Origin of the sequence: Borrelia sp. MN22-0132 (assembly GCF_049201035.1) — a bacterium.
Classification (GTDB): domain Bacteria; phylum Spirochaetota; class Spirochaetia; order Borreliales; family Borreliaceae; genus Borrelia; species Borrelia puertoricensis.
On record NZ_CP138334.1, the window covers coordinates 166132 to 186462 of the forward strand.

General features: G+C 29.0%; 22 protein-coding genes, 2 tRNA genes, 1 other RNA gene and 1 pseudogene. 1 reads left to right on the forward strand and 25 read right to left on the reverse strand.

The window, feature by feature from the left end; translation table 11 throughout:
• Positions 1-2: 2 nt before the first annotated feature.
• From mrdA to R5397_RS00805, 14 genes and pseudogenes are all read right to left on the reverse strand, one after another.
• Positions 3-1805: a penicillin-binding protein 2 gene (mrdA, locus tag R5397_RS00740; protein ID WP_421622554.1), complete on the reverse strand. Its 1803-nt coding sequence runs from the start codon at positions 1803-1805 to the stop codon at positions 3-5.
• A gap of 1 nt (position 1806) precedes the next feature.
• The gene (locus R5397_RS00745; RefSeq protein ID WP_421622555.1) at positions 1807-2289 is read right to left on the reverse strand and encodes a rod shape-determining protein MreD; all 483 of its coding nucleotides are present in this window, start codon (positions 2287-2289) and stop codon (positions 1807-1809) included.
• Positions 2286-3131: a rod shape-determining protein MreC gene (gene mreC, locus R5397_RS00750; protein WP_247065908.1), complete on the reverse strand. Its 846-nt coding sequence runs from the start codon at positions 3129-3131 to the stop codon at positions 2286-2288. The genes R5397_RS00745 and mreC overlap by 4 nt, the downstream gene beginning before the upstream one ends.
• A 2-nt stretch (positions 3132-3133) precedes the next feature.
• Entirely contained in the window at positions 3134-4183 is a 1050-nt protein-coding gene (locus R5397_RS00755; protein ID WP_247065906.1) for a rod shape-determining protein, read from the reverse strand.
• A gap of 12 nt (positions 4184-4195) precedes the next feature.
• Complete coding sequence (locus R5397_RS00760; protein ID WP_247065904.1) at positions 4196-5161, reverse strand: tetratricopeptide repeat protein; 966 nt, start codon at positions 5159-5161, stop codon at positions 4196-4198.
• Between the two features lie 20 nt (positions 5162-5181).
• Positions 5182-5531: RNase P RNA component class A (gene rnpB, locus R5397_RS00765), an RNA gene on the reverse strand.
• 29 nt (positions 5532-5560) lie between these two features.
• Positions 5561-6319, reverse strand: a complete 759-nt coding sequence (locus R5397_RS00770; RefSeq protein WP_421622556.1) for a zinc ribbon domain-containing protein — start codon at positions 6317-6319, stop codon at positions 5561-5563.
• Positions 6320-6331: 12 nt separating this feature from the next.
• A complete protein-coding gene (rpoD, locus tag R5397_RS00775; RefSeq protein ID WP_421622557.1) occupies positions 6332-8224 on the reverse strand; it encodes an RNA polymerase sigma factor RpoD in 1893 nt (630 codons plus the stop codon).
• Positions 8217-9992, reverse strand: coding sequence for a DNA primase (dnaG, locus tag R5397_RS00780; RefSeq protein WP_421622558.1), 1776 nt, complete (start codon positions 9990-9992; stop codon positions 8217-8219). Before dnaG ends, rpoD begins: the two co-directional genes overlap by 8 nt.
• Before the next feature lie 6 nt (positions 9993-9998).
• Positions 9999-11033: an endolytic transglycosylase MltG gene (gene mltG / locus R5397_RS00785; RefSeq protein ID WP_247065896.1), complete on the reverse strand. Its 1035-nt coding sequence runs from the start codon at positions 11031-11033 to the stop codon at positions 9999-10001.
• Between the two features lie 232 nt (positions 11034-11265).
• Positions 11266-11347, reverse strand: a tRNA-Tyr gene (locus R5397_RS00790).
• A gap of 4 nt (positions 11348-11351) precedes the next feature.
• Positions 11352-11425, reverse strand: a tRNA-Thr gene (locus R5397_RS00795).
• A gap of 86 nt (positions 11426-11511) precedes the next feature.
• Positions 11512-11814, reverse strand: a pseudogene (locus tag R5397_RS00800) (hypothetical protein); the annotation flags it as partial.
• Positions 11815-11820: 6 nt separating this feature from the next.
• Positions 11821-13587 (reverse strand): hypothetical protein, encoded by a 1767-nt coding sequence (locus tag R5397_RS00805; RefSeq protein WP_421622559.1) that lies wholly within the window; start codon positions 13585-13587, stop codon positions 11821-11823.
• Positions 13588-13712: 125 nt separating this feature from the next.
• Between R5397_RS00805 and R5397_RS00810 the strand changes: the two genes are divergently transcribed.
• A complete protein-coding gene (locus tag R5397_RS00810) occupies positions 13713-14936 on the forward strand; it encodes a CCA tRNA nucleotidyltransferase (RefSeq protein ID WP_421622560.1) in 1224 nt (407 codons plus the stop codon).
• Here the strand turns inward: R5397_RS00810 and rnc are convergent.
• The 11 genes from rnc to R5397_RS00865 form a co-directional block, all read right to left on the reverse strand.
• Positions 14908-15639 carry a ribonuclease III gene (rnc, locus tag R5397_RS00815; RefSeq protein ID WP_421622561.1) on the reverse strand — a complete coding sequence of 244 codons (732 nt, stop codon included), beginning with the start codon at positions 15637-15639 and terminating at the stop codon, positions 14908-14910. The two genes, R5397_RS00810 and rnc, sit on opposite strands and share 29 nt — an antisense overlap.
• A 5-nt stretch (positions 15640-15644) precedes the next feature.
• Positions 15645-15887, reverse strand: coding sequence for an acyl carrier protein (gene acpP, locus R5397_RS00820; protein WP_247066327.1), 243 nt, complete (start codon positions 15885-15887; stop codon positions 15645-15647).
• 22 nt (positions 15888-15909) lie between these two features.
• Positions 15910-16092, reverse strand: a complete 183-nt coding sequence (gene rpmF, locus R5397_RS00825) for a 50S ribosomal protein L32 (protein WP_247065888.1) — start codon at positions 16090-16092, stop codon at positions 15910-15912.
• A 51-nt stretch (positions 16093-16143) separates the two neighbouring features.
• Entirely contained in the window at positions 16144-16641 is a 498-nt protein-coding gene (gene coaD, locus R5397_RS00830; protein ID WP_421622562.1) for a pantetheine-phosphate adenylyltransferase, read from the reverse strand.
• 2 nt (positions 16642-16643) lie between these two features.
• Complete coding sequence (locus tag R5397_RS00835; protein WP_421622563.1) at positions 16644-17183, reverse strand: hypothetical protein; 540 nt, start codon at positions 17181-17183, stop codon at positions 16644-16646.
• A gap of 270 nt (positions 17184-17453) precedes the next feature.
• Complete coding sequence (locus R5397_RS00840; RefSeq protein ID WP_421622564.1) at positions 17454-17714, reverse strand: EscU/YscU/HrcU family type III secretion system export apparatus switch protein; 261 nt, start codon at positions 17712-17714, stop codon at positions 17454-17456.
• Entirely contained in the window at positions 17711-18541 is an 831-nt protein-coding gene (locus tag R5397_RS00845; protein ID WP_421622565.1) for a hypothetical protein, read from the reverse strand. The genes R5397_RS00840 and R5397_RS00845 overlap by 4 nt, the downstream gene beginning before the upstream one ends.
• A complete protein-coding gene (gene rplS / locus R5397_RS00850) occupies positions 18519-18881 on the reverse strand; it encodes a 50S ribosomal protein L19 (RefSeq protein WP_247065879.1) in 363 nt (120 codons plus the stop codon). Before rplS ends, R5397_RS00845 begins: the two co-directional genes overlap by 23 nt.
• On the reverse strand, positions 18859-19578 hold the full coding sequence (gene trmD / locus R5397_RS00855) for a tRNA (guanosine(37)-N1)-methyltransferase TrmD (protein ID WP_247065878.1): 720 nt from the start codon (positions 19576-19578) through the stop codon (positions 18859-18861). The genes rplS and trmD overlap by 23 nt, the downstream gene beginning before the upstream one ends.
• On the reverse strand, positions 19575-20075 hold the full coding sequence (gene rimM, locus R5397_RS00860; protein WP_421622566.1) for a ribosome maturation factor RimM: 501 nt from the start codon (positions 20073-20075) through the stop codon (positions 19575-19577). Before rimM ends, trmD begins: the two co-directional genes overlap by 4 nt.
• 3 nt (positions 20076-20078) lie before the next feature.
• Positions 20079-20327: a KH domain-containing protein gene (locus R5397_RS00865; protein ID WP_247065873.1), complete on the reverse strand. Its 249-nt coding sequence runs from the start codon at positions 20325-20327 to the stop codon at positions 20079-20081.
• Between the last annotated feature and the right edge of the window lie 4 nt (positions 20328-20331).

Sequence of the window (20331 nt, forward strand, 5' to 3'; positions counted from 1 at the left end):
CTTTACCTAATATACCATGGTCTATACTCTTTAAGAATATCCTCATAACTCTGATTAGCAAAAATCCCTTGCATCATTAAATCTATAGATTTAGCAGACCACATATTATCTGTATTACTTCTTCCTTCAACCAAACTAAAAATAACAATTTGTTCACTAGGTGAAGCATTATAAGGAGCAAGAGCAACAAAAGAACTATTCTCAAGTCCAGTAACACCAGTTTGACCTGTACCAGTCTTTCCTACAACCACAACAGCTTTTGTAAGAACTGAATTTCTAGCAGTACCATAAGTTATAACATTTCTCATATATTTTTTCAAAAACTTAAAAGTATTTCGACTAATAATATCTGTTTTCTTAAGAACTTCAGGAACATTTTCAAGAATAACTTCATTAGTACTCCCATTTAAAATCCTATTAACAATCCTTGGTTTATAAATCACACCTTCATTTGCAATCATAGCTATCATATTGGCAATCTGCATAGGGGTAGCATTTAAAAACCCTTGGCCTATTGAAAAATTGACAGTATCGCCACCTACCCAAGGTTGATTAAAAATTTTTTCCTTCCACTCAGGACTTGGAAGAAGGCCTGAAACCTCATTTGGCAAATCAATTCCGGTTTTTTCACCAAATCCATACTCTTTTGCATACTTAAAAATTTTCTCAACACCAAGATACTTAAGTCCCAATATATAAAAATAAACATTACATGAATGAGCAACAGCATGTTCCAAATCGACATAACCATGACCACCTCGTTGCCAACAATGAAACACTCTATTGCCTACTCTAAAATATCCCGGACAATAAATTTTTTTAGCCCTATCAAGAACCTTCTCTTCTAATAACGCTGTGGTCAAAACCAATTTAAAAACAGATGCAGGGGGATAAACTGATTGTATTGCCCTATTTAGAAAAGAATAATCTTCTTTAGAATACTTATTATAAACATCATTCATTGAATAGTAAGGATAATTATGTAGTGCTAACACACCGCCTGTTGAAGGTTTTAACACTACCACAGTTCCATACCTTTTACCTAAAGTGTTCTTAGCAAGCAGTTGAATATCCTTATTAATATTTAAAACAATATTATTCCCAGGGGTCATATTCTCTATAATAGAACCACTATCCATTTTTCTCTCTCTAGAATCTACCCTATATTTAATTAAACCTTCCTTACCTCTGATATAACTATCATAAATTTGTTCAATGCCTAATTTTCCTATTGTAGAATTATTATCATAGCCTTTAACATTATAAAAAGAACGAAGTTCTCTTTGATTAATCCTACCAACATACCCAATAGGATGAGAACAAGAATCATCTACCAAATAATTCCTTTTAAAAGAATATGTCCATAAAAATGCAGGATAATAACTTCTCTTCTCAGCAACTCTAAACAACATTTCTGGACTAAGTTCAACTATTTCTACATCCTTCAAATATCCTCTAGGAGCCTCAATTTTAGAGAGAATAAGTTCTCTTTCAATACCTAAAATACTTGATAAAAAATCTAACATTTCGTCCCTATCCTTAAGAGACATGCCATAATATTGTTCCAAACTAATCTTTAAAACAAATGCTGTAAGATTATTTGCAAGAACATTAAAGTTTGAATCTAAAATTTCACCTCGTGAAGCCTTGATTTTTTCAACTCTAGATAAAAGGACTGTTGCTTCTCTATCATAAAACAAGTGTTTTCCAATCTGCATTTTAAATAAAGTGAAAAGATAAGAAAAAAAAACAAAAAATAGAAGCAACAGGCCAAACATATATCGGCCCTTCAAAATAACCTTCATTTCAATATTCCTCTTTAATAGTATAAAGATTTCTCGTACAATAATTTAAAATTGGATACAAAAAATTTAAAAACACTATATTTATAACAATATTAAAATCAAATATCAAATAATTGAATCCTTTAAGATCAATAAAATCTGCAAAAGTCATTGCTACAAACCAAATAACAAATTTTGAAAAAATAAAAAATATTGTTATACTAAACATGCTCTTTGGAACAATCAACTTAACTTTTTCAAGAAGATAAAATATCAAAACATAACTAAAAACAAAAAATCCAAGTGGCAAACCATTGAAATATTCCATAATAAAACCATGTAAAATACTTGAAATTAAACCTATATTAAAAACAAAGTTTAGAGAATTAAAAATTAAAATAATTAAAAATATATCTAGTGAAAAAGAAAAATTGATATCACAATAATATTGAAAAACTTGTCCCAAAAATATACTAAAGATATAATAGAGTATAAAAGATATCACTTTTCTATCCTCTGATTACCCTTAATTAAAAAAACATATTCTAACTTATCTAAAACTATTACAGGTTCTATTTTAATACTCAAAAGAGAATTATATTCAAGAACATCAAAATGAATAATTTTTCCTATATAAATTCCACTAGGATAATCACTAAATCCAGCAGTAACAACCGAGTCTCCAATCTTTAAAGTATTTTCAGCTAATTTATTAACATAATTCATCTCAAGAACTTCACCATATCCCTTACCTTCAACTAGACCAATGAACTTGCTATTTTGAATTCTTGCAGAGACAAAATTTTCATAACTGGTTAAAGGCAAAACTCTAGCAGTATCCGCATAAACCTTCACAACCTTGCCAACAAGACCACTAAACCCATCCTGATAAGCAACAGCTATCATATCTTTTTGAACACCATCATTATAGCCTTTATTAATAGCCATTAAAGATGAGACATTTGCATAATTTAAGTAAATTATTTCAGCTGAAATAAAATCATTAGAATGTACCGAATAAAATCCAAGCTGTTCTTTAAGCCTGGCATTTTCCTGCCTTAACACTTGCACATTCTGAATTACTATCTCAAGTTGCTGTATTCTTTTCTTATAAACTTCTATTGTCTCACCATAATCTTTATATTCATTTATCGCCTTAAAAATACTAGAAATAAAATTAAAAAACTCATGCACATTTCGTTGAATATATGAATTTAAAGTAAAAATAAAAAAGTCGTCTCTTTTATTGCTCTTAGAAGCACTTGAATCATATAGCATAAGAATGATAGCAAATATTAATACACTAAGTACCTTAATAAAATTCTTGAAATTAACAAGAAACTTCATATCTATTCATTAATAAAACTATATATATTTTTACTAATATCTATTCTATTAGCATAATCATAAAATAAACCCGCTCCAACAGCTACAGATAAGAGAGGATTATCTGCAACGTAAACTGGAACTCCCGTCTCTTTTGATAAAAGCCTACTGAGTCCTTTAAGAAGAGCTCCACCTCCCGTTAATATGATTCCACGCTCAACAATATCTGTTGCAAGTTCTGGGGGAGTTGCTCCAAGCGTTCTCTTAACCTCATCAACAACAATACCTATAGGTTCTTGCAAAGACTCTCGAACTTCCATAGAATCAATAATTTGCTTTCTAGGAAGACCCGTAACAGCATCTGTTCCTTTAATATCTATTGTCTCTACCTTCAAATTATGAGTATCTGGATAAACATTACCTATCTTAATTTTCAATTTTTCTGATGTTTGTTGCCCAATAATAATGTTATGAGCATTTCTCATATACTTGATGATACTCTCATCAAACTCATCACCACCCGTTCTAATAGCTCTACTTACTACCATACCACCAAGAGAAATTACCGATATTTCAGTAGTCCCCCCTCCAATATCACACACCATATGACCTGTTGGTTCAAAAATGGGAATATCAGAGCCAATAGCAGCTGCAAGAGATTCTTCAATAACCTTAACTTCACGAGCACCAGCATTCATTGCACTCTCTTTTACAGCTCTTCTCTCAACTTCCGTAATGCAAGTTGGTACTCCTATTACCATTCTAGGTCTAAAAAACAATTTTTTCCTAGAAAAAATTTGACTTATAAAATATTTAATCATTTTCTCAGTATTTTCAATGTCAGCAATAACACCATCACGAAGAGGTCTTACGGCCTTAATATTTTCCGGTGTTTTCCAAAGCATCTTCTTTGCATTACGCCCAACAGCTACAACCCTATTATTCTTATTAACGTCAATAGCAACTACCGAAGGCTCACTCATCACCACACCATAATCTTTAATGTAAACTAAAGTGTTGCATGTACCAAGATCAATACCAATATCTATCAAAAAAGATTTAAAAAAATTCAAATCAAGCTCCCCCTAAAAATCCTCTAAGCTAATTTTAAGTCTCTCTATTGCTTCTTCTAAATAAGGATTAATGCTTAACGCTTCTCTCCAATATTTTCTAGCCTTAGGATAATCTTTATCTCTTTTTCTATATATGTCTCCTATTTTAACATAAACATCAGGATTTAAACTATTAATTTTCAAGACTTTATCATAGCAATTTAAAGCATCCTCATAAGCATCTCTCTCCAAATAGATATCTCCATACAATAAATATACCTTTTGCATTAAATTATCATCACTTTTTTCATTTTTTAATGATTCATTACCTTCCTGTAAAAATTTATTTATATATTCCACACTCTTATCAACATTACCTGTCTTATAATTTACATATGCCAAACTCCAAAGCACAAGATCAGATTTATTCTCTTTATAAGCTTTTTCAAAAAACTTTAAGCTAGAATTATAGTCTTTTAAAATCTGATAAGAATATCCCAGATATTCAAAAATATCCTCCTTTACACTCATAAAGTCAAAACTACTTGAATACAAAGCTTTACTTAAATACTTAACAGAAAGATCACTATAATACTCACCCTTATGAGAATAAGCTTTACCCAAAATATAATAAAGCGAACTCATAGGGACATCATCATTAATTGACATTAAAAACCGTAATCTTTCTATTGCATTGTCTAAAAATTGATTTTTTAAGTAACTATCATTCAACATTAATGAATAATAAAAATATGAAAACCCAAGAAGCAAATTTAGATTAAAATCAAATTTATTTTTTTTAAGACCATTTTCAGCATAATCTATTATTTCTTTATATTCCCTATTATCCCAAAGAACAAGTAAATTTACCTCAGTAGGACCTGCCTTTAAATAAGAATTGGAAAAAGTCTTAAAATAAGATAAAATATAAAAAATAAAGAATAAAAGTGACAAACTTACAATCAAATAAAAAGTACATTTTAGATAATTGATTCCCATAAAAACTCTCTACAAAAAAATAGAAGTTGACATCCATAAGCCGAGTTCTGTATTATGTCATCATCTATCTTGCTTTTCCATCACTGGAAAAATCATGCAATCTACCCACAAGCATACCCTCAAGAGCTAAGGAAGCTTGCTTATTTGATTTTGCTCCTAATGAGGTTTATCTTGACCCTATTTATCACTAAATAAGCGGTGAGCTCTTACCTCACCTTTTCACCCTTACCCTAAGGCGGTAATTTTCTGTGACACTCTCTTAAGTTTAACAACTCCTAGGCATTACCTAGCATCATGCTCTTATTGGAGCTCGGACTTTCCTCTTAATATACTTCAACATAGCATATCAAGCGATGACTGGATATCAACTTATTAAAATAAAACACAAAATTAAAAACATTATTCTATAAGATCTGCTAAACCACCAGGAACCATCTCCAAACCAACTTCAAATTTATCTTGATAATAGAGTATTCTACTACAATAAGGACAAAATTTAACATCATCAGGTTCACGCCTTACCTTATTTGCAAACTCAACAGGAAGTATCATATGACAACCTTTACAAACATTTTCAATCAAAGGAACAACCCCATTGGATTTATTTCTAATAATTCTTTGAAATTTAAACAAAAAATCTTCGTCCATTCGAAAAGCATATTTTTCCTCTTCACATCTTATAGAATCAAGCTTTTTTATAATCTCTAAAAGCTCATTCTCAAGATCATTACTCTCACTAGCATACATATCCTGCTCAATTTCAAGCTTACTCTTAACATCTGTTATTTCCCTATCTACTTTTGTCTTAAGTCCAGTAATATGTGTCATTTTTTTTCTAATAGCAACTTCATCATCTATAATTGTCTGCAATTCTTTTTCAAGAGCCTCATATTCCCTCTGAGTTTTAATGCTATCAATTTTTTCTTCTGCCTTGCCCTTTCTTACATTAATGTCTTGAATATCTAATTTTAAAGATGAATCTTCTTTTTGATATTCCTTAAATTTAAACTGTAATTCAGCAAGAGCTTCAATAAGTCCATCAATTTTAGCCTTCTTGGTTTGCAAATATTTAGGAATATTTTTTTGCCTTTCCTCAAGCTCAAATTTAGCTTTATATATGCTTTCAAGATTCTTTAATACATCAATATTACTTTCCATAAAGCCTCCTATTCAATTTAAATCTTCTAAATAATCTTTAAGTTTTTGGGTTTTCTTAGGATTTTTAAGTCTCCTTAAAGCCTTAGACTCAATCTGTCTAATTCTCTCTCTTGTAACATTAAAATGCAGTCCAACTTCTTCCAGAGTTAAAGAATATCCATCTTCAAGACCAAACCTCATCTTAACAACTTCCTGTTCTCTTTCTGGAAGAGTCCCAAGAACTGCTCTTATTTGATCTTGCAAGACCACAAAAGACGTGTGCTTTGCTGGATTTTTTATAGCCTTATCTTCAATAAAATCACTAAGAACAGAATCTTCTTCTTCTCCAATTGGTGTTTCAAGTGAAACGGGTTCTCTTGAAACATTCTTTACAGTCTTTACTTTTTTAAGCTCCCACCCAAGTCTAGCTGACAACTCCTCATCTGTTGGATCTTTACCTAACACTTGAACCAAATATCTCGTTTCTCTATTCAACCTATTTATCTGCTCAATCATATGAACAGGGACACGAATGGTACGCGCCTGATCTGAGATTGATCTTGTTATTGCTTGACGAATCCACCATGTAGCATAAGTAGAGAACTTAAAGCCTCGCTTATACTCAAATTTTTCAACCGCCTTAATTAAACCAATATTGCCCTCTTGAACAAGATCAAAGAAATGTAACCCTCTATTAGCATACTTTTTAGCAATACTTACCACAAGTCTTAAATTAGCCTTAATTAACTGATCTTTTGCATGCTTCATCATCTGCTTGCCCTTAAGGATTTCCTCTGACATGCTTATTATCTTATCCATTGGATATTCATAATACATCTCAATTCTCTCAAGCTCTTTTTGAGCAAGTTGAGCTTCTGTAATTTGCTCTTTAATTAGATCTTCTCGTATATTTAAAGATTTTTCTATCCTCTCCCGTCTCTCAGGAATAGCTAAGTCTCTTCCCAAAATTCTCAGATTGCGTACCTTATCTATCTTTAATCTACCCAATATGGACTTTTGTTGCCTCTTTAAATCCTTTATTTTGCTAGCAGAATCAATGTAATCATCTGAAAAAATACGCAATTCTTCTTGATATAAAGGTACCGATTTAAGCATTTCTTTTATATGAAGTCTCTCACTAGTAATACTCTCTTCAAAAATATCTTCCCCAAGTTCATATAAGCTATGTTTTCTCTCAATATATTTTATTAAACGCTCCTGAAATGGTCTTAATGAAGCTTTATAAAAAGAAGTGATCCTTTTTTTTTTGCTATAATAATCGAAATTATTATCTTTTTCTCTTTCCTTTTCTTTCTTAAAAAACTCCTCTTTATCTACTCTTGAATAAATAGCATTAACTAAATTATAATAATTTTCTATGACCAGTCCTTCATTTTTAAGAATATTCTCAATTATGCTCTCACCAGAATCCATCTGTTTTGCAAGCTCAACCTCTTGATTCCCAGTTAACAAAAACTCTTTGCCTATTTCCTTTAAGTAAAGCCTTATAGGATCTTCAGAATTACTATCTTTTAATAAACCACTCTTAATATATCCTGAACTAAAATCTTCTTTGTCTAAAACTTCATCATCAAATTCATCCAATTTATCATCAATTTCATCATCACTCTGAATAGAATCATCTAACATCATACACTGACTATCAAGTTTATCTGCTTCATCAAATTCATCAATATCACAAATATCTGACCCCATCTTTTCATTAACCAAGCTTATTCCCTCACTTTCAAGGACTCCATAAATATAATCAATATTGTCAGGTTCCAACATATCCCCTGATAAAAAGGTAGATAAATCCTCAAAAGTAATTGCCTTTTTGTCTCCCAAATGACTTAAGATGGCCTTTATTATTTTTGAATTCTTCTTCTTAAAAACCTGCAGGTCTTTATTCTCTACACTATTCATTCAAATATATCCTCAAGTTTTCTCTCTGCATATTTAAAAACATCAATTCCCTTATTTGAGCCTTAGCATCTATTGAAACATTATCCTTTCCCATATTTTTAAATACTAAAATTCGATTCTCCACTTTCCTTTTTTTAATTGCAAACAAAATTTGTTTAACCATCTCATCATCCACTTCAAACTCTACTCTTAGCATATTCTCAAAAAAAACTTCACTAACGCTATACTTATTATCTTTAAGCAATTCTTTTAAATTAAGCAATGAAAAACTTTCACTATTCTCAAATAGGTATTCAAAGCACATAAAAATTTTTTTTACATCAACGTCATACAAGTCACTATCACTAATATTACGCCTTATTATAGTAAAATAATTAAAGTCTTTCAATAAGGCAACTAATAAATATCTCTCATAGGTATTTATCTCATAAGAATATGCATTCCTCTTATAACTCGCAATTGCACTCCTCTCTCTCATACTATAATAATCCTCTCTTAAGGTTTCTAATTTAATACCCACCTTACTCCCAAGCTTTTTTAAAAGAAGATCCCTTTGCGTATTAGTACTTGACAAACTTATCAAATTTATAAACATACCAACCATACTATTTAAATCTGTTGTTTTACTTAAATCATATTTATCTGAATATTTTTCCAAAAGATACTCAAAAGCATCACAACTATCGTTAATTACATCCTTTAAGGCAAAAGCACCTTTATTCTTTAAAACATCTGCAGGATCAACTCCATACTTTATCCTAATTACACTTACATCAATATCAAACGGTAAACAAATCTGATAAGCCTTAAAGGTAGCTAAAAGCCCAGCATCATCATCATCAAAACACATGATTATTTTATTTGCATATCTCTTAATTAAAGCAAAATGCTCCCTTGAAAAAGAAGTACCAAGTGTAGAAACTGCAATTTTTACACCCGCTGTAAAAAAGGAAAGAACATCTATATACCCTTCTGTTAAGATTACAGATTTACTTTCCTTAATTACAGAAAAACCTTCATAAAATCCATAAAGCAATTCTCTCTTTTTAAAAACCTCTGTTTCACTTAAATTAATATATTTAGGCCCATTGTATCTACCTAAATATCTACCTCCAAATCCTACCACATTTCCTTTAAAATCTCTGATTGGAAAAATCAATCTTCCAGATAAAATTGAAAATATTCCCTTTCTTTTTGAAAATAAACCACTTTTACTCAAAATTTCATCAGAATATCCTTTCGAAATCAAAAAATTATAAAAATTAAACTTACCTGGAATATCGAATTGCAAATAACCAATATTAAATAAATCAATCACCTCTTTAGATATCCCTCTCATTTGCAAAATATAATTTAAAACTTTTTGATTATTATTTAAAAAAAATTCAAAAGTCTTAACCAACTTAGCATTTAAATCATATATTTTTGAAATTATTGATTTATCCTGAGTTTTATTCTTACCTACAGTGGTTTTATTAATATCATCATATACAATACCCATCCTACTGCACAAAGACTTAACAGCAGCATTATAATCAAGTTTCTCAATATCCATCAAAAATTTGATGGCATCTCCGCCCTTCCTACATCCAAAACAATAAAAAAGTCCCTGAGCAGGAGTTATAGAAAAAGAAGGGGTCCTTTCAGCATGAAAAGGACAAAGCCCCTTATAAGATGCTCCTGATTTAACTAATCTAACACGCTCACTTATTAAAGCTACAATATCTACTCTCTGTTTAATTAAATCTATAACCTTAGCATACTCCATATTTCCTTAATCCTTAGTAATAAAATTACGAATATAACTATTCACAGCTAAGAGATGGTCATTATAAGCTGAAGAAAATTTATGAGTTCCAACTTTAGGATCTTTTATAACAAAAAATAAATACTCTGTGTTAGCTGGAAAAAAAGCGGCCTTCAAAGATATAATCCCAGCGTTAGAAATTGGACCTGGAGGATAACCTTTATTAATATAGGTATTATATGCAGAATTAATCTCTAAATCTGAAAAATAAATTCTTGTAGGATGAGTTTTTCTTAGCTCTTCAGTAATAATATACTCAATTGTAGCACAAGATTGTAATGCCATATTAGAATTTATCCTATTATAAAAAACAGATGCCATTACTGGTGCTTCACTCTTAACTCGATACTCACGCTCAACAATAGAAGCAACTATCAATTTATTATAAAACTCTCCACTAGAATAAGATTTATGCTCTATTCCAATAGAACCAAGTTTGCTAAAAAAATTACCAACAAAAATTCGAATTATTTCCTTTATATCCATACCCTTATAAAATTTATAAGTATCTGGAAACAAAAAACCTTCAAGAGAATCATAACTAAGTCCAAGTTCCCTGATAAATTTAACATCATTTATTAAATCAACAAAACTTTGCGCATCACTAATAATGCCTGATTCATAAAGCTTTAAAGCTATTCTTCTACCAGTATACCCCTCAGGGATGGTGATATTAATAGAAAGTATAGGTCTGCCTTTCAAAAATTCTCTATATACATCAAAAGTTGAACAATGACCACTGATTAAATATTTGCCTTCCTTAAAATTTTTATCACTACCAAAAAGATAGGAAATAGCTATCAATAATTTGTCAGATCTGATCAACCCTTTTTTCTTAAGTTCCCAAGCAATTTTTTTTACTCCCCATCCCTTTTGAACTTCAAACTCATATATTAAATCAGATTTAAAAGGAGAAGAATTTAAAAAGTACAAAAAAAATGCTAAAAGAAAAAAAATAACAAATAACACAAAAAGGGAAATGAAAATTTTTTTTATTGCCATAAAAAACTAAAATCTCTTTTAAAAAAAGAAAATCACGCTTTCATGCCCTCAATTAAATAAGAAACAACAAAGCACATTATCCCTACAAAACATAATTTACAAACATTAATTAAAATTTTACTATAATAAATGCGAAAATATTTAAAAAGCACAACATCAAAGTTGTATCTCAAATAATCAAACAAAAAAAATTAAACCTCACAAAATATCTGGCTAAATCTCAATTTCAAATTGGGGAGGGTGGGATTCGAACCCACGTAGGCGATGCCAACAGATTTACAGTCTGCCCCGGTTAACCACTTCGGTACCGCCCCTAAAAGCCGACTGTCGGACTCGAACCGACGACCTGCGGTTTACAAGACCGCTGCTCTAGCCAGCTGAGCTAAGTCGGCATAATAAAGCTAATGGTTAGTTTATAAAAATAAAATATATTAGTCAATAGCAAGATTAAAATAAGCAAATTATGTTTCAAGAAAAAGAAAAATTTTAAAAAAAAAGCACAAAAACAAATAATAAAACTAAAAACCAAAATGATATAATGTTTAATCCTCTTTCTTCTAAACAAATAAAAAATTAATCTCATAGCCTCAAGTCCAAAAGAAATAGTACTTAATACAATCGCAAATTCAAGTGAAAATTTTTGAAAAGAATACTTAAAAACATTATAAGCACCTGCTAAAAACATAAACAAACTAAGTACAGAATTAAAAAATAAAATTATTACTAAAACTCTAATCAAAATTAACAATAACCTTAAATCGTTTACATTAGAGTTTTTCATAACAACCTATAAATTTTCAAGTATAAAAAGAGATTGTTTAATTATAAACAAAACATTAGCAATAACATAACCTAAACTGACCTTCGCATTATCTTCCGTAGACAATTTATGAGAAATATTAAGAGTACTTTGTATAAAAGCATTACCATTCTCTAAAAGAGCAATGTACTTCTCCTTAAGATCAATAAAATAACCCATAAACTCAAAAACCAAACCTTTAACAGTCTCAACCTCCCTCAAGCACCATTCCAAAATTTTATCTCTATAAGAATCATCACTATCATAATCTTTGTTATATTGCTCATACTCTTCATTTTTATAATTAAGCTCAAAATACAAATCATAAACTTTTTTCCTCAGCACACTTATATTTCTCTCAATCTTAATATACAAACTTCTTAAGTCGGTATTATTGACAAGTACTACATTATTTACGGTTCTCAATATTTCTATTATTTTTATGTCATAAATATATTTAAAGAATTCATTGAGAAAGTAAAGTTTTTTAAAATTTGAATATTCAAGCTCCATTCCCTTAAAAATTATGCTATCTAGATTAATAATAACACTATAATTTTCAATTAAATTTTTAAGTTCTCTATTCACAAGTATTGTTAAAGACTTAGCATAGTTTTTAACAAGCTGCTCAGTAACATTTAAAAATAAAATATTTTCATAAAAACTTTTTACATCAAAACAAGGAACATAATTTTTAGGCTTTAAAACAGGATTTTCATAATAAATTTTAAAAACATCTAAATAAGGCAAAGTTTTTGATAAGCTAATGATTTTTGTCATAATATCCAAAATATCTTTAAACATAGAATCAATTCCTAAAAGACTCTCTTCACTTAAAATACTATTCGCATTTGATTTTATTATTAAAAAATAATTTTTAACAATAATTTTCAGAACATCTTCATTTACTTCAATATCTTTTAATGTATGCAAAATCTCAAAGAAACATTTAAAATACTTACTCACACTCTCAAAACTGGTACTAACTGTCTTATCAAGATCGAAAACATCAAAATTACCCATATCGTCTAAAGGCTCAACATTAAAAAAAGAAAAAAAAGATCTATAAGGGAAAAACGCAATACTATTTAGAACATAAAAAAATTCAAACATATCCTCTACAACTGCATAAATTTGTAGAGGAATTGAAGCAATATAATTACCAATTTTTATTTTAATAATCTCTTCTAATTCATCTTGGGTTTTATCTTTTTTCAAGAATTGTTCATACTCCTCAGGTTCCAAAAAATCTTCTACCTTACACTGAGAACTAGGAATTTTACTGTGAATAACTTCAAACATTGCTTGTTCAACAATATTTCCTTTCTCTAACATCTTAAAATACCCTTTAAGCTTAACTAAATAGCAATAAAGTTCAAAAAACATTTCTACAAACCCTATACGTAGATATCCTTTTTTAAAATCTATCACAGTATTTTTATACATATTATTAACATGATCTTCTAATCTTTTTAGAAGATGCATTTTATAAATATCCTCTTTAGTCTTATCTTTTTGAAAAAATTTTAAGATATATACCCATATTTTCACCCAAAATGACTCTTCCATGAATTTTTCAGACAAAAAATCATCAATTTGCATAGCAACATCTGAATATAAATAATTAGAATTGTTTTCAGACAACACTGAAGAATTTAGGCTTAGATTCTTTTTAATCTCTCTTATCAATTTAGCCCTTGAATCCTTTGAAAGCTTATCAATAGAATCATATATACTAACATTACTCTTGTTCATAAAACCCCATTTATAAATATTTAAATGTACATCAAATAAATATTATTTTATGATATTTTAAGAATAAACTAAAATTATATTTTCACCTTAGAAAAAATAATATTTCAACTATAATATATTTCTATATGAATCTAGGAATTAATACTAAAGACATAATAAAAATTAGTAAAATCTTCAATAATCATAATTATGAATTCTTCCTAGTAGGAGGTGCTTTAAGGGATTTAATTCTTAAAAAAATACCTTATGATTTTGACTTTGCAACAAATGCAACTCCAGAAGAAATAATGCAACTATTTCCAAACAATCTGCAAACAGGAATAAAACATGGTACAATAAGCATAATTTTTAATAAAAAAATTTTTGAAGTCACAACTTACAGAATAGACATAGACTATGAAAACAAAAGAGCCCCTAAAAACATAAAATTTACAAAAAACTTAAATGAAGATCTTCAAAGAAGAGATTTTACAATAAACTCAATCGCAATGAATATACTTAACTATGCAATAATAGATTGTTATAACGGAAAACAAGACCTTAACAAAAAAATAATAAGATGTATAGGGGACCCAAACAAAAGATTTGAAGAAGATGCTCTCAGAATACTCAGAGCTGCAAGATTTGCATCCACACTTGATTTCACAATCGATAAAAATACATTAATTTCCATGAAATATAAAAAAGCAAACATCCTATTCCTATCAAAAGAAAGAATAAACAATGAACTTATTAAACTTCTAGAAGGAAAAAATCCAATAAAAGGAATCAATTATCTACAAAAAATAGATTTCTTCAAATACTTTTTTAACATAGAAGTAAACAAAAAATTAAAAAATAAAATTACTCTTTTAAACAAAAATAAATTTTATTTAAAAGCAATGGTTATTCTTACAATAAAAAAAGATATATCATCTTTAATAAAAAATTTAAAATCACTTCGATTTTCAAATAAAGACATTAAATTAATACTAATATATAAAACCGTCATTAATGAAATCAACACTCTAAAAATTAAAAAATTACATGATATAAGAACCTTTTTAAGCAAAGCTACCAGAGAAAATTATAAGGAAATACTCGACATATATAAAGCTCTTAAAGGAAAAGATCACAAAATTAAATTTATAATAAATAAAATAAGAAGCAAAAAACTACTAAAAGATCCCTTATCCTTAAAAGAACTAAAAATAAATGGCAACGATATCAAAAACCTTAAATTAACAGAAAACAAAAATATTGGAAAAATTCTTGACTACCTATTAAGAGAAGTATTAACCAATCCCAAATTAAACAAAAAAGAGATTTTAATCAAAAAAATTAAAGAGCAATATTTGCAATATTTTTAAGTGCCATCTCAGCTGCTATCATCTCAGCCTCTTTTTTAGACTTTCCCTTACCATTAGATATAAATTTATCATTAACATAAAGTTCAACACAAAAAATCTTATTATGATCAGGACCTAATTCTTTAGCCAACTTATAAGTGGGAGAAATTTTATATTTCTTTTGAACATATTCTTGCAAAAGACTTTTATAATCTTTAAAATCACCACGATTAAACATCAACCTTATGTGAACCTCAAAAAGCTCTATAACAAAATTCAAAGCCTTTAAAAATCCACCATCAAGATAAAGTGCACCAACAAAAGCCTCAATAGCATCTGCAAGAATACCCTTCTTATTGCGTCCATCATTATTCTCTTCGCCCCTACCAAGCAAAATATAGCTACCAAGGTTAAGTTCTCGAGCGATACTAGATAGAGATTCTTCACTAACAATATAAGATCTGGCTTTACTAAGTTCACCTTCACTCTTTTCAGGATAAAATCTATATAAATAATCTGTAATAATAAGATTAAGAACAGAATCTCCTAAAAACTCTAATCTTTCATTATTAGCATATTTTTGGTCAAATTCATTTGCATATGACGAATGACTTAAAGACATATTTAGCAAATTAATATCATTAAAATCAATATTCAAACCCATTAAAAACTCATCTAATTTTTTTCTCCGATCTGTATCCAACTTCATTACAGCAGAACTCATGATATCTAATCCTTTTTTTTCTCAATAAAGGCAACAACATCTCCTACAGTCTCAAATTCACTAGCCTCATTTTCTGGAATTTTATCATCAAATGCTTCCTCAAGTAAATATAAAAGTTCATAAATATCAAGACTGTCTGCACCGAGATCCTCAACAAACCTAGATTCCATAGTAATTTCATCCTCTTTTTTATCAAGCTGCTCGGATATGATAGACCTAACTTTTTTAAAAATCTCACTTTGCTCCATAAATAAACATTCCTCGTTCAAACTACAATCCTAATTCTAAATATTGACTATTTCTATAATAACCACACTTCACACATACTCTGTGTCTTAATGCAAGATTACCACAATTTGAACACTCTTGAAATTGAGGTATTTTTTTCCTCATATTTATACTACGCCTCGTCCTACTTCTAGACTTTGAAGGCTTAAATTTTGGAACAGCCATCTCTTTGTCTCCTTAAACATAAACAAACATATCTTAATAATATATATATTATTAAGATAATTTGTCAATAAATTTAGATTTCAACTTTTTTTGCACTAAATCCGGAATAAAATTTGAGAGATCAAAATTCTTATTCTTTATCAATTCTTTAACAAGATCTGACCTTACAAACAGATATTTATCACTACTTGGTAAAAATACTATGTCTATTGAAGGACTAAGCTTGTTACTAACAACATATCTTTCAAATTCATATTCAAAATCATGAAAAGCCCTAACACCCCTAACAATAAAACCAATATCATTTTTTAAAGCATAATCCAAAATAATTCCATCATACTTATCTACAAAAATTTTTGACCATCCTAAAGATGCAATAACATCAAAAGTAAGTTCATATCTCTCAATATCACTAAGCAAATAACTCTTAGCACTATTATTAGCAACAAGAACAATAACCTTATCAAAAATTAATGATGCTCTTTTCACTAAGTCAATATGTCCCCAAGTAATAGGATCAAATGACCCAGGAAATAATGCTACCCTCATAATTAATAAAATTTAAATCCTTTATTCATATCTTGAAGAATTTTTTTTCGCCAACTAGGACAACTCTCTAAATTTTCAAAATCAATTTCCCTGACTATCTTAAAAGCCAAACTGTTTCCTCTAACAGACTTATCAATAACAAAAAATTTACCAACACCCCTATACAATAAACTTTCATTCTTAAAAAGCTCATTTTCAGACTTCAATTTATCAATAGCACATTCAAAATGTATAGGTTTATCTTCACCATTCAACTTCATAGATATACAAGAAAGAATATCCCTGATAGGTTTTTCACAAATAGGACATACTTCTTTAAACCTTATACGCAATCTTCGATCTTTACCAAAACATTTTTGTTTATTACCCTTATAATTCTTTTGGTCATTAGAGTTAGTACCCACAGATTTATTATCATTAGCATTCAAATCCACAGCATTTTGTTTCTTAAGCTCAGATTTTACTTTTCTTACTTTCCAATAAGGAACCTTCTTTACCTTTCTAAAATAATTACCATAAGCTTTATTTTGATCAGACTTCAATGCTATCTCCCTAAACTATATAAGACAAATAAGTAATCTCTTAAAATTAAACACAATGTCAAAAAAACATTACAAATGACCTCAAATCACTAAATGTGATATACCCTAATACTGTACTTACCATACTTGTCATTTTTTCCATTAATTGAATATCCTAAATTTTTAATGGATAAACATTTCAAGATTTTACCTCTATAAAATAAAAATTATTAAGATTTTCAAGCAAATATTTCTAAGTACCCCCCCCACGATTTCCAATTTGTCTACTATTCATAATTTCTCACTCTTCAATTTATAAACAACAGATAAAACATATGCAATTACTTTAAAATATTTAGAATCAATAAAATCACCCTCATTAACTAAAAACAAGCTCTCAGATAAATATTTATCCTCTACAATAGGAATACCCTCTCGCTTCGCAAGCTCCTTTATACGTAAAACCTTCTCTCCCCTGGCCTTAGCCAAAATAAAAGGCGCTGGAAATTTAGTATCATATTTAACCAATAAAGCTAATTTTTCTCCACTCATATCTTATAATCAATACTTTTAGCTACTATTACTTCACAATCAAAATCTTCAAATTCTTGAATTGAATCTAATATTTTTATATCAGTTATATTATAACAAAAAAGAAAACTTCTCAGCTCTCTAACAATATTTTTTAAATCAAAATCTGCATATATTCTTAATTTAGAATCAGATCCGAAATGATTAACCTCACAAATAATTTTTTCTTGTTCATTAAAAAAATAAACAAAACTCCACTTATAAACCATTTCTAAATCTTTATAAGAAAATAAAAATAACAAACCACTACCTTCCATAAATTTAAAGGGAATTGAAATAATAAAATTATTATCGTTTTCAATAAAAATTGGCAGTTTATTATCATGTTCTCTTATTCTTAATTTATTACCAAAATAATTATAAATTTGCATAAAATCCTGTTCTGTTATAATTTGATCATACAAAGTTAAAAGAAACTTTAAAACAAACTCATCTTTTATATCAGCAAAAATATTCCTAAACAATTTTTTAGTGTTTTGATCTAAAGAATTACCTCTTAGTTTAAATACAAACTTATCATCAATTTCAAATAAATCTAAATCTCTAAATATAGATGCATAATTAACATGAATCAAAAAATTACCCGAAGTACTAACCATCTTAGCAAAATACTTAAAACCAACTTTTAATGGCAAACTACCCTTTACTTCAAAATAATTGCCTAAAAAAGATACAAGCCATTTATTAACACCAAGGAGCTTAATAATTTCCAATGTTCCATTTAAAGGAAACTTTTTGTTTAAAGTAATTTTAGATACTTGAATATTATTTAAGCTTCTTAATATCAAGACGCTCTTTCACCTTCATAGCGGCTTTACCAATTCTATCTCTCATATAGTAAAGTTTTGCTCGCCTTACCTTACCTCGCTTTAACACTTGAACCTTTTCTATAATAGGTGAATGCATAGGAAAAATTTTCTCAACTCCAATTCCTGAAGAAATTTTTCTAACTAAAAAAGTTTGTCCAATACCTTTATTTTGAATAGATATAACAAGACCCTCAAAATTTTGAATTCTCTCGTTAGTGCCTTCAATTATTTTATAACTAACACGTATAGTATCTCCTACCCTAAAATCAAAACTTTCTGCTCTCTTTCCTTTAGCCTCAATTTTTCTTATTAAATCCATCATTTTCTCCTCTCATTTCCAAATATTTAAGGTACAAATCATATCTATTTTTCTTTGTTTTTTCAATAGACTTCATAAATCGCCATTTTCTTATTTCCTCGTGATGACCTGAAAGAAGCACATTAGGAACTTCTAATCCCTTAAATTCATAAGGTCTAGTATAGTGAGGATACTCAAGCAAGCCACACTCACAACTGAAAGATTCCTCAAGCAAGGAATTCGGATTTATTACACCCTCTAACAATCTATATACACTATCTATTATGACAAGAGCAGCAACCTCACCTGAAGATAATACATAATCCCCAACTGAAATTTCAAAATCAACATACAAATCAATTATACGTTGATCAAGCCCTTCGTATCTCCCACAAATTATAACAAGTTCATTCTTCTTTGACAAGTCATAAGCCAATTTTTGATTATATTTCAACCCAGACGGACTTACAAATATCGTGGTTTTTGCTCTTGCATTTACATAATCAAGAGCAGCAGAGATAGGCTGAGCTTTTAAAACCATACCCACACCCCCACCATAAGGAATATCATCGCACCTTTTATGTTTATCATCAGAAAAATCACGAATAGATATGACTTCACAACTGATGATGCCTTTAGTTATAACTTTTTTCATTATTGAATTTTCAAAAAATGGAGTAATGATTGAAGGAAATAAAGAGAGAATAGTGATTTTCATTTTAAGAGATCTAATACCTTAAGCTCAATAGTTTTCAATTCTTGATCAATATCTCCAAGATAAATATTTAAAAAGGGAACAAAAAATAATTTACTTCCAACTTTAACTTCAAGAAGAATTGACGCAACACACTCAAAAAAAGATACAACAACTCCCAATTCTTTTCCATTATTAACAAGCTTATAACCAATAAGATCACCAAAGTAATACTCATCCTCTTCCAATTTAGATGCAAATTCATCATTGACCCATAACTCGAAGCCGATTAAATCTTTGATAGGCTCAGGAGTACTAAATTCTTCAAATTTCAATAATAATGAATGATTCATTAAAGATACGTCTTCAACTTTAACCTCAATTGAAGAGCAACATTCCTTTTTTAAAACTAATTTATTACCCTTTAAATCAAAAAAATCATCAAAACCATTGGATATGCTCTTGACTTTAGCATATCCATTAATTCCATAAGATGACAATATTATGCCTTTTACAAACATAAATTAGTCCAAAATTTCTAGTTGAACTCTCCTATTTGTTTTTGCAGCACAAGCACTAAGAAGTGTCCTAATAGCCCTTGCAATGCGTCCTCTCCTCCCAATTATTTTTCCAACATCATTCGCAGAAACTCTTAATTCTAAAATAGTCGACTTCTCACCTTCAACTATATTTAACTTAACCTCATCTCTTTTATCTACAAGAGATTTAACTACAAATTCTATAAGCTCAATTTCATTACCGTACTCTTTCATTAAG

Bases quoted from the DNA above. Each gene is read 5' to 3' on its own strand.
- rplS (WP_247065879.1), bottom strand. From the start codon at position 18,881: ATGGATTTAATAAGAAAAATTGAGGCTAAAGGAAAGAGAGCAGAAAGT.
- coaD (WP_421622562.1), bottom strand. From the start codon at position 16,641: ATGAGGGTAGCATTATTTCCTGGGTCATTTGATCCTATTACTTGGGGA.
- R5397_RS00810 (WP_421622560.1), top strand. From the start codon at position 13,713: ATGAATCTAGGAATTAATACTAAAGACATAATAAAAATTAGTAAAATC.
- mreC (WP_247065908.1), bottom strand. From the start codon at position 3,131: ATGAAGTTTCTTGTTAATTTCAAGAATTTTATTAAGGTACTTAGTGTA.
- R5397_RS00805 (WP_421622559.1), bottom strand. From the start codon at position 13,587: ATGAACAAGAGTAATGTTAGTATATATGATTCTATTGATAAGCTTTCA.
- trmD (WP_247065878.1), bottom strand. From the start codon at position 19,578: ATGAAAATCACTATTCTCTCTTTATTTCCTTCAATCATTACTCCATTT.
- acpP (WP_247066327.1), bottom strand. From the start codon at position 15,887: ATGGAGCAAAGTGAGATTTTTAAAAAAGTTAGGTCTATCATATCCGAG.
- R5397_RS00760 (WP_247065904.1), bottom strand. From the start codon at position 5,161: ATGGGAATCAATTATCTAAAATGTACTTTTTATTTGATTGTAAGTTTG.
- mrdA (WP_421622554.1), bottom strand. From the start codon at position 1,805: ATGAAGGTTATTTTGAAGGGCCGATATATGTTTGGCCTGTTGCTTCTA.
- rimM (WP_421622566.1), bottom strand. From the start codon at position 20,075: ATGTTTGTAAAAGGCATAATATTGTCATCTTATGGAATTAATGGATAT.
- rpoD (WP_421622557.1), bottom strand. From the start codon at position 8,224: ATGAATAGTGTAGAGAATAAAGACCTGCAGGTTTTTAAGAAGAAGAAT.
- rpmF (WP_247065888.1), bottom strand. From the start codon at position 16,092: ATGGCTGTTCCAAAATTTAAGCCTTCAAAGTCTAGAAGTAGGACGAGG.
- R5397_RS00770 (WP_421622556.1), bottom strand. From the start codon at position 6,319: ATGGAAAGTAATATTGATGTATTAAAGAATCTTGAAAGCATATATAAA.
- rnc (WP_421622561.1), bottom strand. From the start codon at position 15,639: ATGAGTTCTGCTGTAATGAAGTTGGATACAGATCGGAGAAAAAAATTA.
- mltG (WP_247065896.1), bottom strand. From the start codon at position 11,033: ATGGCAATAAAAAAAATTTTCATTTCCCTTTTTGTGTTATTTGTTATT.
- R5397_RS00865 (WP_247065873.1), bottom strand. From the start codon at position 20,327: ATGAAAGAGTACGGTAATGAAATTGAGCTTATAGAATTTGTAGTTAAA.
- R5397_RS00840 (WP_421622564.1), bottom strand. From the start codon at position 17,714: ATGAGTGGAGAAAAATTAGCTTTATTGGTTAAATATGATACTAAATTT.
- dnaG (WP_421622558.1), bottom strand. From the start codon at position 9,992: ATGGAGTATGCTAAGGTTATAGATTTAATTAAACAGAGAGTAGATATT.